Annotated in this window: 16 protein-coding genes; 9 read left to right on the top strand and 7 right to left on the bottom strand. The window is 72.0% G+C overall.

Annotation, left to right across the window (positions count from 1 at the left end):
• The first annotated feature begins 67 nt into the window (after window positions 1–67).
• Window positions 68–1,159, top strand: a complete 1,092-nt coding sequence (locus BLV96_RS02165; protein WP_086672012.1) for a flavin monoamine oxidase family protein — start codon at window positions 68–70, stop codon at window positions 1,157–1,159.
• 29 nt (window positions 1,160–1,188) lie between these two features.
• On the opposite strand, the gene BLV96_RS02160 is transcribed toward BLV96_RS02165, so the two are convergent.
• A complete protein-coding gene (locus tag BLV96_RS02160; protein ID WP_086672009.1) occupies window positions 1,189–2,022 on the bottom strand; it encodes a helix-turn-helix domain-containing protein in 834 nt (277 codons plus the stop codon).
• A 112-nt stretch (window positions 2,023–2,134) separates the two neighbouring features.
• Between BLV96_RS02160 and BLV96_RS02155 the strand changes: the two genes are divergently transcribed.
• Window positions 2,135–2,971, top strand: coding sequence for an SDR family NAD(P)-dependent oxidoreductase (locus BLV96_RS02155; protein ID WP_086672007.1), 837 nt, complete (start codon window positions 2,135–2,137; stop codon window positions 2,969–2,971).
• A 13-nt stretch (window positions 2,972–2,984) separates the two neighbouring features.
• Here BLV96_RS02155 and BLV96_RS02150 read toward each other — a convergent pair whose 3' ends face one another.
• The 3 genes from BLV96_RS02150 to BLV96_RS02140 form a co-directional block, all read right to left on the bottom strand.
• The gene (locus tag BLV96_RS02150) at window positions 2,985–3,701 is read right to left on the bottom strand and encodes a DUF1345 domain-containing protein (protein ID WP_086672004.1); all 717 of its coding nucleotides are present in this window, start codon (window positions 3,699–3,701) and stop codon (window positions 2,985–2,987) included.
• A 128-nt stretch (window positions 3,702–3,829) separates the two neighbouring features.
• Complete coding sequence (locus BLV96_RS02145; RefSeq protein ID WP_086672001.1) at window positions 3,830–4,150, bottom strand: carboxymuconolactone decarboxylase family protein; 321 nt, start codon at window positions 4,148–4,150, stop codon at window positions 3,830–3,832.
• 26 nt (window positions 4,151–4,176) lie between these two features.
• On the bottom strand, window positions 4,177–5,529 hold the full coding sequence (locus BLV96_RS02140) for an MFS transporter (protein ID WP_208608108.1): 1,353 nt from the start codon (window positions 5,527–5,529) through the stop codon (window positions 4,177–4,179).
• Between the two features lie 101 nt (window positions 5,530–5,630).
• Here BLV96_RS02140 and BLV96_RS02135 point away from each other — a divergent pair, with 101 nt between their 5' ends.
• Complete coding sequence (locus BLV96_RS02135; RefSeq protein ID WP_086672053.1) at window positions 5,631–6,530, top strand: helix-turn-helix domain-containing protein; 900 nt, start codon at window positions 5,631–5,633, stop codon at window positions 6,528–6,530.
• 120 nt (window positions 6,531–6,650) lie between these two features.
• On the opposite strand, the gene BLV96_RS02130 is transcribed toward BLV96_RS02135, so the two are convergent.
• The 3 genes from BLV96_RS02130 to BLV96_RS02120 form a co-directional block, all read right to left on the bottom strand.
• Entirely contained in the window at window positions 6,651–7,109 is a 459-nt protein-coding gene (locus BLV96_RS02130) for a hypothetical protein (RefSeq protein WP_086671999.1), read from the bottom strand.
• Between the two features lie 73 nt (window positions 7,110–7,182).
• Window positions 7,183–7,620 carry a nitroreductase family deazaflavin-dependent oxidoreductase gene (locus tag BLV96_RS02125; RefSeq protein WP_244180012.1) on the bottom strand — a complete coding sequence of 146 codons (438 nt, stop codon included), beginning with the start codon at window positions 7,618–7,620 and terminating at the stop codon, window positions 7,183–7,185.
• 17 nt (window positions 7,621–7,637) lie between these two features.
• On the bottom strand, window positions 7,638–8,825 hold the full coding sequence (locus BLV96_RS02120; protein ID WP_086671997.1) for an FAD-dependent oxidoreductase: 1,188 nt from the start codon (window positions 8,823–8,825) through the stop codon (window positions 7,638–7,640).
• Window positions 8,826–8,965: 140 nt separating this feature from the next.
• On the opposite strand from BLV96_RS02120, the gene BLV96_RS02115 reads away from it, so the two are divergent.
• The 6 genes from BLV96_RS02115 to BLV96_RS02090 all read left to right on the top strand — a co-directional run bounded on the left by BLV96_RS02115 (window position 8,966) and on the right by BLV96_RS02090 (window position 12,762).
• A complete protein-coding gene (locus BLV96_RS02115) occupies window positions 8,966–9,646 on the top strand; it encodes a response regulator transcription factor (RefSeq protein WP_086671995.1) in 681 nt (226 codons plus the stop codon).
• The gene (locus BLV96_RS02110; protein ID WP_086671993.1) at window positions 9,643–11,004 is read left to right on the top strand and encodes a HAMP domain-containing sensor histidine kinase; all 1,362 of its coding nucleotides are present in this window, start codon (window positions 9,643–9,645) and stop codon (window positions 11,002–11,004) included. The genes BLV96_RS02115 and BLV96_RS02110 overlap by 4 nt, the downstream gene beginning before the upstream one ends.
• Window positions 11,001–11,201 carry a hypothetical protein gene (locus tag BLV96_RS02105; RefSeq protein WP_086671991.1) on the top strand — a complete coding sequence of 67 codons (201 nt, stop codon included), beginning with the start codon at window positions 11,001–11,003 and terminating at the stop codon, window positions 11,199–11,201. Before BLV96_RS02110 ends, BLV96_RS02105 begins: the two co-directional genes overlap by 4 nt.
• Before the next feature lie 4 nt (window positions 11,202–11,205).
• Entirely contained in the window at window positions 11,206–11,421 is a 216-nt protein-coding gene (locus tag BLV96_RS02100; protein WP_086671989.1) for a hypothetical protein, read from the top strand.
• Window positions 11,418–12,116 carry a winged helix-turn-helix transcriptional regulator gene (locus BLV96_RS02095; protein ID WP_086671987.1) on the top strand — a complete coding sequence of 233 codons (699 nt, stop codon included), beginning with the start codon at window positions 11,418–11,420 and terminating at the stop codon, window positions 12,114–12,116. The genes BLV96_RS02100 and BLV96_RS02095 overlap by 4 nt, the downstream gene beginning before the upstream one ends.
• A 151-nt stretch (window positions 12,117–12,267) precedes the next feature.
• On the top strand, window positions 12,268–12,762 hold the full coding sequence (locus BLV96_RS02090; RefSeq protein WP_086671985.1) for a MarR family winged helix-turn-helix transcriptional regulator: 495 nt from the start codon (window positions 12,268–12,270) through the stop codon (window positions 12,760–12,762).
• Window positions 12,763–12,812 lie beyond the last annotated feature (50 nt).

The following is a 12,812-nucleotide window of genomic DNA, read 5'->3' as shown; positions in this document are numbered from 1 at the left end:
GTCGTGCGCGTCGCGGCGAACGACCCGCGGTGCCTCGCACTGGGTCCAGCCGCACGTCTGGTCCGAGGTGACCCGCTACGGCCTGCGCGTCGGCCGCGGTCCCAGGTCGGAGGAGACGTTCTGGATCGCCGACGGCGAGGTCGTCCACGGTGACCTGCCCGGCTTCATGGAGGTCATCGACCCCGGCATGCGCGCGCTGGTCGGGCAGGCCGGGAAGCTAATGCCCCGCCCGGACCGGATCGCCGACCAGGCCGCCTTCGCCGAAGCCGACCGGCTCACACTGCAGCAGGCGTTGGACGCCCTGGACCTGTCCCCCGCCGAGCGCAGCGCCAACGAAGCCGCGTGGGTGGGCCACTGCAACGGCCCGCTCGACCAGGTCGGCTACGCGGCCGCGATCCGCTGGACCGCCGCGACGTCCGCTTCCTGGGAGGTGATGCACGAAGCCAGTTCGATCTACCGCCTCGAAGACGGCAACGCCGGTCTGGCCCAGGCGATCGCCGCGGACCTGAAGGGCGACATCCGGCTGAACACGGTCGTGACGCGCGTCGAGCACGACGACACCGGCGTCACGGTCCACACCGCCGACGGCGACCGGGTGCGCGCCCGCCGCGCCGTCCTCACCCTGCCGCTGAACATCCTGCACGAGCTGGACGTCCAGCCGCCGCTTTCGGCGGGCAAGCTCGACGCGAGCCGCGCGGGCACGGCGTCGCAGGGGCTCAAGCTCTGGATCCGCGTGAAGGGCCCGATCAAGCCGTTCTTCGCCTACTCCACCAAGGACCACCCGCTTTCGGTGGTACGCACCGAGTTCGTCGGCGAGGAAGACGCGGTGCTCGTCTCGTTCGGCGCGGACGCGACCCGCCTCGACGCGACCAGCGTCGACGAGGTCCAGCGCGCGCTGAAGGTCTGGCGCGACGACCTGGAGGTCCTCGAGGTCGCCTCGCACGACTGGAACAACGACCCGTTCGCGAAGGAGACCTGGCTGATCCAGCGCCCGGGCGCCTACTCGGCGTCCCAGGCGGAGCTGCAGCGTCCGGAAGGGACAGTGCGCCTGGCGGGCAGCGACCTCGCCAACCTGTGGGCGGGCTTCTTCGACGGCGCGATCGAATCGGGCCTGCGCACGGCGAGGGAGGTCACGGCCGAGCTCCGGCCGGCAGGCTGAGCGGGGAGCTCGGCCGGCCAGGCCCGACGTCACGGGCGAGGTCTGCTGGTGAGGCCGAGCAGGGTGAGCCGCTCGGCGGTCGCGGTGCCGGCGACCGGGGAGAACAGCGCGAGAACCTGGGTGCGGTCCTCGTCGACCAGCGACTGGCAGTCCAGTTCGAGCAGGCCGGCCTCGGGGTGCAGGATCCGTTTGCGGCGGCGCCGCATCACGGCGACGTCGTGCAGCTCCCACAACCCGGCGAACTCGGCGCTGCTGTCGCGCAGCTGGTCGACCAGGGTGCGGGCGGGGTCGTCGTCACGGCGGGCGACGGCGGCCCGCAGGTCGGCGACCAGAGCCCGCGACTCGCCCGCGTGGTCCGAGACCGGGAACCCGCCGCGCGCGCCCGGGTCGGTGAACCAGCGGTAGATGACACTCGCTCCGGGGCCGCTGCGGCCGGTGAGGTCACCGAAAACGGCGCGGGCGAGGTGGTTCTGGGCCAGCGTGTCACCGAGGTCGGTCATCACCTGGGCGGGCACGTCGTGCAGCCGGTCGAGGACGGCCAGCAGGGCCGGGGCGACGTGCCGGTCACCTCGCCGGCGGTCCGGCACGTTCAGCCCGCACAGCCGGTAGAGGTGGTCGCGTTCGTCCAGGCTCAGCCGCAGCGCGCGGGTCACGGCGCGCAGCACCGACTCCGACGGCGTCGCCGTGGCCCGCTCCTGCTCGAGGCGGGTGTAGTAGTCGGTCGAGATCCCGGCGAGCCCGGCCACCTCCTCCCGGCGCAGCCCCGGGGTGCGCCGCCGCCCGGCCACGGTCAAGCCGACGTCGGCGGGGCTGAGCGCCGCACGCCGGACGCGGAGGAACCGAGCGAGCTGCCGAGTGTCCACAACGAACAGTCTGCGCCGGCGGCACGGTGTCAGCCAGGGAGAACCTCACTCTGCCTGACGCGACTCCGACCACCGAAGCTGGGTTTCACCGGCTCACGAACGGAGAAATCGCATGTCTTCCGCCCGCACGTGGTTCATCACCGGCGCCTCCCGAGGGCTCGGCGCGCTCTGGACCGAAGCGGTCCTCGAACGCGGCGACCAGGTCGTCGCCACCGCCCGCGACGTCGCGGTCCTCGAACCGCTCGCCGACCGTCACGGCGGCCGGCTGCTGCCGCTGGCACTCGACGTGACCGACCGGGCTGCCGTCGACGCCGCCGTGCACGCCGCCGAGCAGCGGTTCGGCGGCGTCGACGTCCTGGTCAACAACGCCGGGCACATGCTCGTCGGCGCGGTCGAGGAGGTCGGCGCCGAGCAGGCCAGGGCGCAGATGGACGTCAACTACTTCGGTGCGCTGTGGACCACCCGGGCCGTGCTGCCCGGGATGCGCGAGCGCCGCTCCGGCCGGATCCTGCAGGTTTCCTCGATCGGCGGGCTCGTCGCCTACCCGGCGCTGGGCAGCTACCAGGCCACCAAGTGGGCCCTGGAAGCGATGAGCCAGTCCCTGGCCGCCGAGGTCGAGGCGTACGGCATCCACGTCACGCTGATCGAGCCGATCATGTTCCCCACCGGCCTGGCCGAGGCCTCTCCGCAGTCGCGGCCGAACCCGGCGTACGCCCACGCCCGGGAGGCTCTGTTCGCCGGTTCGGGCCGTGGTTTCGTCCCGGGTGATCCGGCCGCGACGTCGGCGGCGCTGCTGGCGGTGGCCGACGCCCCGAACCCGCCGCTGCGGGTGCTGTTCGGCACCGGCGGTCTCGACGCGCTGCGCACGGAGTTCGCCGGCCGGCTCTCCGGACTGGCGGAGTGGGACCACCTCTCCCGCCTCGCCCAGGGCAACCCGGCCGGAAAGTGACCGCCATGACGCGCTATTTCAGCACGCTGACCGCGCGGGCGATGACCAGCAACGACGTCAGCAGCGCCGCGACGCTCTGCACCGCCATCAGCACCTTCGCCCGCGACGACAGCGGCATCGTGTCGGTCGGGCTGAACGCCGTCGAGTTGGTCACCGACACGTACAGGTAGTCCAGCAGGGTCGGCACCCAGTCGGACTTGACGCTGGAGCCCTCGGCGACCTCCTCGACGGTGTCGGCGTTCTCGTCCTGGGAGAACCGGAAGTCGGCCAGCGGGAGATCGGCGCGACCGGACTGGGTGCGCTTCACCGGACCGCCGCGGTCCAATTCCCAGTAGGCCAGGCCGAACGCGATCACGTTGGTCAGCCACACCTGCAGCGCGCCCAGCAGCAGAGCCTGCCCGTCACCGGCCGCGCCGGCGACCAGATCGTGGATCAGCAGCGCCAGCGCGCCCAGGTTGGTGACGCCGATGACCACGACCAGCGACAGCGACAGCACACGGGAGACCTTGGTCTGCCGGGTGACGCGCCGCGGGTTGATCGCGATCAGCGGCACCAGCAGCAGGATTTCCAGCGCGGGCACGACGAACCGGGGAGCCACCAGCAGCTGTTCGGGCAGCGCCAGGTAGAGGGCGATGGCCACGAGCGTCGCGACGGCGGCCGGCAAGCGTGCTTCACCACGGCGCTGGTGGCGTGGATGACGGGTACGGGCCTCGGCGCGATCGGCTGGCATGACGGCGACTCCTCGCGCACGGCCGCGGACCGGCCCCTGTTGATCAGGGCGTCAGCCTAGCCTCACGCACAGCAGCCGCCACCGCCACCGCGCACGCGACACGCAAGCCGCCTCTTCCGACGTCGCCGTCACGAGCGGAACACCTTCTTGGCCACGGCCATGGCCGCCATCGCCTGGGGCCAGCCGGCGTAGAAGGCCAGGTGGGTGAGCGCTTCGATCAGCTCGGCCTCGGTGTTGCCGTTCTCCTTGGCCAGGCCGAGGTGGAACACGAGCTGCTCGGTGTTGCCATTGGTCACCAGCGCGGCGACCGTGACGAGACTGCGTTCCTTCGGCGTCAGCTCGGCGCGCTTCCACACCTCGCCGAAAAGGACTTCGTCGGTGAAGTGCACCAGTGCGGGTGCGAAGTCACCGAACATCTTCTCCGCGCCGGAGGGCTCCTTGTCGGGCATGCCGGATTCCTTTCGTTGATCTTGGTTCAGTCGCGGAGACCCGCGACAGCTGCGAACGCCGCACCCGCGGCGACGGCGGCCGCGAGCAGCAGGCTGATCCGCATCCCTGCCGGGCCGGTCAGCAGCGCGCCGAAGACGGCGACCGCCAGCGCACCGCCGAGCTGGCGGCTGGTGTTCAGCACTCCGCCGGCGGTCCCGGCGCGCGCCGGGCCGACGCTGCCGAGCAGGACCGTGATCACCGGCGGGATCACCGTCGGCCCGCCCAGCCCGACGAAGACCATCACCACGGCGGTCACCCAGGTGGGGGCGCTCGCCGGTACGACGGCCAGCACGGCCAGCCCGGCGGTCATCAGGGCAAGCCCGGTCACGACCACGGGACGGGCGCCCGTGCGCTCGACGACCCGCGGCACGAGCGGGGTCAGCACGAGCCCGGCCAGCATCATCGGCAGGAACACCACGCCGGTGGCCGGCGCGCTCAGCCCGCGCTGCTGCAGCACCAGGCTCAGCACGAACGGCATCCCGTAGTAGCCGACCATGAACGCGAACCCGATCACCACCGACGCGACCACCGTCCTCGACCGGACCAGCTCCGGCGGCACCATCGGATGCCCGCCCCGCGCCTCGACCACAGCGAACGCCGCCGCCGCGAGCACGGCCAGCGTCAGGGCGGCCAGCACCGCCGGGTCGGTAAAGCCGCGGCGACCCGCCTCGATGGCCCCGTAGACGAGCGCGGCCATCGCGACGACGCCGGTGACCTGCCCGGCCCGGTCGAACGGGACCCGCTGCGTGCCCGACCGCGTCACCCGGGTCAGCAGGACCAGCGCCACTACACCCACCGGCACGTTGACCAGGAAGATCCACCGCCAGCTGACCGTCGTGAGCAGACCACCCAGGATCGGGCCCGCCGAGGAGGCGACGGCACCGCCCATCGCCCAGATCGCCACCGCCCGGGCGCGTTTCACCCGATCGGGGAACGCCTGACCGATCAAGGCCATCGACGAAGGCATCACCACCGCCGCCGCGGCGCCCTGCACGAACCGGAACACCACGAGGGCAGCCAGGCCGGGGGCGAGCCCGCAGGCCAGCGACGCGACCACGAAACCGGCCACACCGAGGCCGAACGCCCGTTTCGCGCCGATCCGGTCGCTCAGCGACCCGGCCGAGAGGAGGGACGCGGCAAAGGTCAGCGTGTAGCCGTCGACGACCCACTGCAGGCCCGTGATGCCGCCGCCGAGGTCGGCCCGCATCGCCGGGAGGGCGACGTTGACGATGACCGCGTCCAGCGTGACGACGAAGAACCCGAGCAGTGCCGCGGCCAGCGTCGCGAACGCCGAGGTAGCGACGGTCCGGGGTGCGGTGATGTCTGCGGAAGTGGTCACGCCTCGATGCAACGCCGGTCTTCGTGCGCGCGGCAGGTCGCGTCTTTCCGGGTCATGACAGAACCCCCCTCGCGCTCGGGGCGCGTCGTACCGTGGAGGACGTGAACGCCAAGAGCACCGAGGTCCGCGACTTCCTCCTCACCCGCCGGGCCAAGATCACGCCCGAGCAGGCGGGGCTCCAGCACTACGGCGGCAACCGCCGGGTGCCGGGCCTGCGCCGCGAAGAGGTCGCCATGCTCGCCGGTGTCTCCGCCGACTACTACACCCGCGTCGAAAAGGGCAACCTCGCCGGCGTCTCCGACAGCGTCCTGGACGCCATCGCCGGAGCGCTGCAGCTGGACGAAGCCGAGCGGGTCTACCTGTTCGACCTCGCCCGCGCCGCCAACGCCACCGGCCGGCCCCGCACCGCCGGGCAGCGCCGCCGATCGCCCTACCGGATCCGGCCGGTCGTGCAGCAGATCCTCGACAGCATGACCACCACGGCCGCGTTCGTCCGCAATGGACGGCTGGACATCCTGGCCACCAACCTGCTCGGGCGAGCGCTGTACTCCCCGGTGTTCGACAGCCCCACCCGCACCAGCGAGGCCGCTCCACCGAACCTCGCCCGGTTCCACTTCCTCGACCCGGCTGCGCGCGACTACTTCCCCAACTACGAGGTCTCCTCCGCGACGCCGGTGGCGATCCTGCGCACCGAGGCCGGCCGCGACCCGCACAACCGCGACCTGTCCGACCTCATCGGCGAGCTGTCCACCCGCAGCGAGGATTTCCGCACCCGCTGGGCCGCCCACGACGTCCGCCTGCACCGCACCGGTACCAAGAGCTTCCGCCACCCGGTCGTCGGCGAACTCACCCTCGACTTCGAGGCGATGGAGCTGTCCGCCGACACCGGACTGACGCTGACCGCCTACGCCGCCCGCCCCGACTCCGACTCGGCCGAGCGGCTCCAGCTGCTGGCCAGCTGGGCCGCGAGCGCGGTTCAGCCGGCCGGCCCGGCGCGGTAACCCGAGATCTTCGACGGATAACCGTGAAGGAATGTCGGCCCGTTCGGCGGGGTCGTTGTCCGCGGGACGGTGGCAAGGGCAGATCGGCCGGCCGTGCGGGTCGGAACCGCCGCATCCTGGTCAGGCGCTGCGCTTCGCCGGCGCCGAAGCACGCCGGTCCGCCTCCGCTGCGGCGGTCTCGCGCCTGCGGGCGGCGGCTTCGTCTCCGGCCGCCCTGGCTGACTGGGCGGCGGCTCGTTCGTGGTGGGCTTCCGCGCGGCGGATCGCCGCGAACGACTCCTCCACCAGTCGTGTCCATTGTGGAGTGTGACGCGGGTATCGCCGCGCTTCGCCACGAGCCTCGGCCGCGGCGGCCAGCTCCTGGTACGCCATCGCGTGGCAGTCGGCGACCTCCGCGAGCCAACGCTGGTGCCTGCCCCGGTGGAGACCATCGGGGTCGTTGCCGGTCTCCAGCTCGACCGCCAAGCCGCGGTGCGCTCCCGCGGCTTCCCCAACCCGTTCCGCGTCCAGGCGCAGCCGGCGGACCTCCGGGAGCACCCAGGTTCCGGAGGTCTCCTTCACCGCTACGTCGGTCGTCATGTCGTGGTCACCTTCCTTCCTCGCTCGGGTTCCACCCTGACACGGTAAGAAGGACTTTCAACTGACGACTGCCTTACGATCGCGGCCGCAGACCCACGAGAGGCAGCTGCCGCGCCATCCGCCGACGGGCGAAGTCGCTGCCGTCGTACCGCCACCCCAGCAGCTTCCCCAGCGCGAACCGCACCACCGGACCCACGAAGCGGTTGCGGTGCTCGTAGCCGGCGATGACCGCGACAGCCTCGTCTTCGCCGAGGACCCGGTGCTCGGCCGGGAAACGGCGCCTGCCGACGACCACCTCGACCGGCGGCCGGGCCTGGATGTTGCGGAACCAGTCCGCGCCCGCGCCGAGCCCGGCGACCACGACGTATTCATCGCCCTTGACGCCGACGACTTCCAGCACCGTGCGGTACATCCGCCCGGATTTCCGCCCGAGGTGGGTCAGGCACAGGAAGCGGTGGCCGAGCAGCCATCCGAATCCCTTGTCGTACAACCGGATCGGTGCGCGGAACACAACCCTGACGACCCCGTTCACCGCGCGGCCCCGGCGGCCCGGCGGAGGTTCGTGACCACCGCGGTGGACTTGCCCGCGAGCACCGCGGCGACATAGCGGTCGAGCACCGGCACCCTGGCCAGCCGCAGCGCCGCCCGCCGGATCCCGAGCTGGAGCGGGCTCTCCGGCAGGAACCACCGCGCACTGCGGCGGGCCACCTGCTGTTTCTCTTCGACCACCGGGCGCATCAGCCGTTCGTACTCGGCGAACGCGTCGGCGACCGGCCGGTTCCGCAGCTGTTCGCCGAGCACGAAGGCGCCGGCGACGCCGAGCGAGGCACCTTGCCCGGCGATCAACGAGACCGCGGAGCACGCGTCTCCGGCCAGCACGACCCGCCCACGGCTCCACCGCGGCATGACGATCTGGGCGACCTGGTCGTAGTACACCGCTCCACTGGGCGGGCACCGCCGCAGCGCGCGGGGAACGAGCCAGCCCAGCGATCCGTACTCCTGCCGGAGCGCCTCTCGAACGTCCTCGGGCAGCCGGGGGTCATCGGTGCGGTGGACGGCGAAGGCGGCGACCCGGCCGTCCCGCAGGCCGTAGAACCCCATCTGGCGGCCGATGGTGTCGGTGAGGCAGAAGCGGTCGCCGATCGCTTGGTGGATCTCGGGGTCGGTGAAGACGAACGCCGCGGTGTGAAACCCGAGATACCGGAGGAACCCGCCGTCCTCGCCGAACACCAGCCGGCGCACGGCCGAGTGGATCCCGTCGGCGCCCACGGCCACGTCCGCCTCGACCACCTGGTCCCCGGCCGTCACCCGCACCTGGTCGCCGAGGTCTTCGACCGCCGTCACGCCCGCGCCGAACCGCAGGTCCACTGTGGACGGAAGGTGCTCACGCAGCGCCCGCTCGAGGTCGGGGCGCATGATGCCGCACAGACGGTCCCGCATCGTCCGGGCGAAGGTCGTGTACCGCGCCCCCGCGCGACGGCGACCCTGTTCGTCGAGCAGGCTCGCCTCGTCCACCCGGTAGGCCAGCTCCCGGATCCGCGGCAGCACGCCCAGCTCCTCGGCCGCGTCGAAGCCCGCACCGAAGAAGTCGATCATGTAGCCCTGTTCACGCGGCGCCGGCGCCCGCTCCAGCACCACCACCTCGACGCCGTCTTGCGCGAGCTTGACCGCCGCCGACAGGCCGGTGATTCCAGCCCCGCACACCACAGCTTTCATCGTTCTTCCTCCAGCGGACGGCGACGGCATCAAAACTTGCATCAGGGCGATCGCCCTGAACATTCGTCCTACCTGTGTCGAATCAGGCTAGCACAACTGTTCGCCTATGCAACAATTTGACCGCTGCTAGGATCCGGCAGATGCCGACGCGGGTGCTGCTCGTCGAAGACGACGCAATGATCAGCGAGGCCCTCAGCCTCGCCTTGGAAGACGAAGACTTCGCGGTGACCACGGCGGCCACCGGCGAAGACGGCCTCGAACTGCTGGAGTCCACCACCGTCGAAGTCGTCCTGCTCGACCTCATGCTGCCGGGCATCGACGGGCTCACCGTCTGCCGCGCGGTGCGCGAGCGCGGCGACTTGCCGATCATCGTGATCACCGCCCGCACCGACACCCAGGACGTCATCGCCGGCCTCGAAGCGGGCGCCGACGACTACGTCACCAAACCGCTGGTCGCCGGCGAGCTCGCCGCCCGCATCCGCGCGCTGCTGCGCCGGGCGGCCCCGGACCGGCCGGCGCGGTTCGCCCTCGGCGGCCTCGAAATCCGGCCGGACGAGGAAGCCGTCCACCGCGACGGGGTCCCGGTGCACCTGACCCGCACGGAGTTCCGGCTGCTGGCCGAACTCGTCGCGGCCGAGGGCAAGGTCGTCACCCGCGAACAACTGCTGCAGCGCGTGTGGGGCCACGACTACTTCGGCGACACCCGCCTGCTCGACGTCCACATCAGGCGGCTGCGCCGCAAGGTCGAACCCGACCCCGACTCCCCCAGCCTGGTGCTGACCGTGCGCGGCAGCGGCTACCGCATCGCCCCCGAGCCGTGATCCGCCGCCTCTCGCTGCGGTGGCGGGTCGCCGCCGCGTTCGGCATCGGGCTGGCCCTGGTGATGACGATCCTCGCGGTCGCGACCTGGAACCTCACCACCGGCTACATGCTCGACCAGCGCGAGCAGAGCGTCACCCGCCAGTCCGAGGTCAACGTCCGCCTCGTCACCACCGCGCTGGCCGAACACGCCGACGATCTCGACGAACTGCTGACCGGCCTGGCCACCGGCCCCGACTCCTCCATCCTGTTGTCCCGCCCGGCCGGCTGGCTCACCAGCGGCCGGCAAGTCGACCCGGCCATCGTGCCCGGCGGCCTGCTGGACCAAGCCCGCCGTGGCGTGTCCGCCCGGCAGCGGTTCTCCGCCGACGGGATTCCCGTGCTGGGCGTGGCGACCCCGGTCGGCTCGGACGCCGTCTACGTCGAGCTGTACCCGCTGCTGGAGCTGGACCGCACCTTCCGCTACCTCAGCACCCTCCTCATCGCCGGAACCGTCGTGGCCGCGCTCTTCGGCGTCGGCCTCGGAGCCTGGTCGGCCCGCCGGGCCCTGCGGCCCCTGGCTTCGCTCACGGCGGCAGCCTCACGCGTCGCGCGCGGTGACCTGACGGTCCGGCTGCCCGACCAGTCCGATCCCGATCTCGCGCCCCTGGCTTCGAGCTTCAACACCACCGCCGCGCAGCTGGAACAACGCGTGCGCCGGGACGCCCGGTTCGCCTCCGACGTCAGCCACGAGCTGCGCTCACCCCTGACCACCATGGTGAACGTGAGCGAGGTGCTCGAACGGCGGCAGGACGCGATGCCGCCGACGGCACAGCGGGCACTGCGGCTGCTGCGCGCGGAACTGCGGCGGTTCCAGCGGATGGTCGTCGACCTGCTGGAGATCTCGCGAGCCGACCAGGACGAGGCCGACAGCACCGTCGAACTGGTCGACCTCGGTGAACTCGTCCGCAACGTCGTCGAGAGCCGCCCGGCGTGCGCGGTGCGCATCGAAACCGACCCCGGTACGCCGCTGGTGTCCGCGGATCGCCGGCGCATCGACCGCGTGGTCGCCAACCTGCTCGACAACGCGGACCGCTACGGCGGCGGCGCGGTCGCGGTGACCGTCCGCCCCGACGGCGACCGCGCCCGGATCGAGGTCGACGACGCGGGCGGCGGCGTCCCGCCGGCACTGCGTGAACGCATCTTCGAACGCTTCGCTCGCGGCCTGCACGCGGCGAGCCGGGACCAGGAGACCGGCAGCGGCCTCGGGCTGGCCATCGTCGCCGACCACGTGCAGCGGCACGGCGGCCGGGTCTGGGTCGAGGACCGCGCGGGGGGCGGCGCCCGCTTCGTCGTCGAACTCCCGGAGGCCACGACATGAAGATCGCGCTCGCGGTACTGACGCTGCTGTGCCTCGCCGGCTGCGGTGTGACCACCGAGGACGAGCCGGAACCGATCACCACGCCCGTGCCGACCGCGACCCCGACGGTCACCAGCAGGCCCGCCTCGCCGACGCTGTGCCCGCCCGAATCGTCAGCCAGTCGTCAGGTGCAGCCCGCGCCCACGCCCACACAATGAAGGCATGACCGTCGAAACCCACCAGGCCGACGACATCACCGACGAGGTCAGCACCTGGCTGGCCGGGGAGTTCGCCTCGCTGCTGCCCGCCGCCGACATCGCCGAGATCGTCCGGTCGGCGCGCACCGACCTCGAGGGGCAGATCGTGCCCGAGGCGATGGGCGAGATGCTGCACCGGCTGGCCCGGTTCCGCGTGCTGCGCGCGCTCGAGCGCTCGTGACGGCCTACCGCCAGCACTGCCCGGTCGCGAGCGCAACCGAGGTGCTCGGACACACGTGGAAGCTGCTGGTCGTCCGCGAACTGCTGCACGGCAACAGCCACGTCAGCGAAATCGCCCGTGGTGTGCCCGGAATGTCGTCCGCGCTGCTGGCCCGGCGGCTCAGGCAGCTCACCGAAGCCGGCGTCGTGACGCGGCTGGCGTCCACCGGCGAAGGACGTTTCGCGCTTACCCCCGCCGGCCGTGATCTCGCCCCGGTCGTCGAGCAGCTGGGACGCTGGGGCCGGCGCTGGCTGCCTCCGCCACGCAGTGGCGACCTGAAGCCGAACCTGTTGCTGCTCGACATCTGCCGGGGCATCGATCCGGCCACGCTGCCTCGGGAGAAAGTCTCGCTGCACGTGCGATTCGCCGAAACGCCGCCCCCGCGGTGGTGGTGGCTCGTCCTTTCCCCCGAAGGCGCCTCGCCAACCGACACCGATCCCCGGCTGCCCACGGCCGCCCGGATCGACTGCACCGTTTCCGCGCTGGCCGGCGTCTGGCTGGGCCACCGGACCTGGCGGGAGGCGCTGGCCGACCGGGCGATCCGGTTCGAGGGAACCCGCGAAGCGGTCCGGAACACGATCGGCTGGCTCGGCCGCAACCGGTTCACCTTGTCCGTTTCCTCATCGAACAAATCGGTGATGCCACAGTTCGACTGAAGCAACTGCTCCTGCCGGAGAAGACCAGCGACGTCGACTACGCGCACTTGCCGGGTGCCGGGCCGGTGAGGCAGTGGGGTCAGCGGCGGTAGGGCGCAGGTCGGCGCGGCTGATCGCCGCGTCCGAGTGTCCATCGGGCACACTGGTGGGTATGCCTCGCAGCTCCCCTGCCCTCGACGCGACGGACGTCGACGCTGTCACCGACGCCGTGCTGACCGCCTCCCGCCTGCTGGTCGCCGTGTCGGCGCGGTCCATCGCCGCCGCGGGCGACACGATCACGCTGCCGCAGTTCCGGCTCCTGGTGATCCTGCAGACCCGAGGACCGCTGAAGCACGCCGACCTTGCGGAGTACCTGCAGGTCACGCCGTCGACCGCGAGCCGGATGGTCGACCGGCTGGTCACGGTCGGCGTGGTCGACCGGCAGCACAGCACCGTCTCCCGGCGGGAGATCGTGCTGGCCCTGACCCGCGAAGGCACGAAGGTCGTCCGCCAGGTGACCGCGCGCCGGCGCAAGGAGATCGCGAAGATCGTCGCCCGGATGCCCGATGAGGCCCGCCACGGCCTGGTCGACAGCCTCACCGCCTTCGCCGAGGCCGGCGGCGAACCTCCCGCCTCGACCACCGCCCCCGAGGCCGTCTGGACCTGACCGCCTCCACAGCGCCCGGCGTAACAGCACGTGGGCGAATCGACCAGAGG

The sequence above is a fragment of the Amycolatopsis pretoriensis genome, assembly GCF_900107925.1.
GTDB lineage: Bacteria > Actinomycetota > Actinomycetes > Mycobacteriales > Pseudonocardiaceae > Amycolatopsis > Amycolatopsis pretoriensis.
Note: the sequence above shows the minus strand (reverse complement) of the source record. Positions and strands in the feature narration are given on the sequence as shown.

What these genes read in the sequence shown, in the direction of transcription:
- BLV96_RS02090 (WP_086671985.1), top strand. Translation starts at nt 12,268, where the DNA reads ATGCCTCGCAGCTCCCCTGCCCTCGACGCGACGGACGTCGACGCTGTC.
- BLV96_RS02150 (WP_086672004.1), bottom strand. Translation starts at nt 3,701, where the DNA reads ATGCCAGCCGATCGCGCCGAGGCCCGTACCCGTCATCCACGCCACCAG.
- BLV96_RS02115 (WP_086671995.1), top strand. Translation starts at nt 8,966, where the DNA reads ATGCCGACGCGGGTGCTGCTCGTCGAAGACGACGCAATGATCAGCGAG.
- BLV96_RS02100 (WP_086671989.1), top strand. Translation starts at nt 11,206, where the DNA reads ATGACCGTCGAAACCCACCAGGCCGACGACATCACCGACGAGGTCAGC.
- BLV96_RS02120 (WP_086671997.1), bottom strand. Translation starts at nt 8,825, where the DNA reads ATGAAAGCTGTGGTGTGCGGGGCTGGAATCACCGGCCTGTCGGCGGCG.
- BLV96_RS02145 (WP_086672001.1), bottom strand. Translation starts at nt 4,150, where the DNA reads ATGCCCGACAAGGAGCCCTCCGGCGCGGAGAAGATGTTCGGTGACTTC.
- BLV96_RS02130 (WP_086671999.1), bottom strand. Translation starts at nt 7,109, where the DNA reads ATGACGACCGACGTAGCGGTGAAGGAGACCTCCGGAACCTGGGTGCTC.
- BLV96_RS02155 (WP_086672007.1), top strand. Translation starts at nt 2,135, where the DNA reads ATGTCTTCCGCCCGCACGTGGTTCATCACCGGCGCCTCCCGAGGGCTC.
- BLV96_RS02105 (WP_086671991.1), top strand. Translation starts at nt 11,001, where the DNA reads ATGAAGATCGCGCTCGCGGTACTGACGCTGCTGTGCCTCGCCGGCTGC.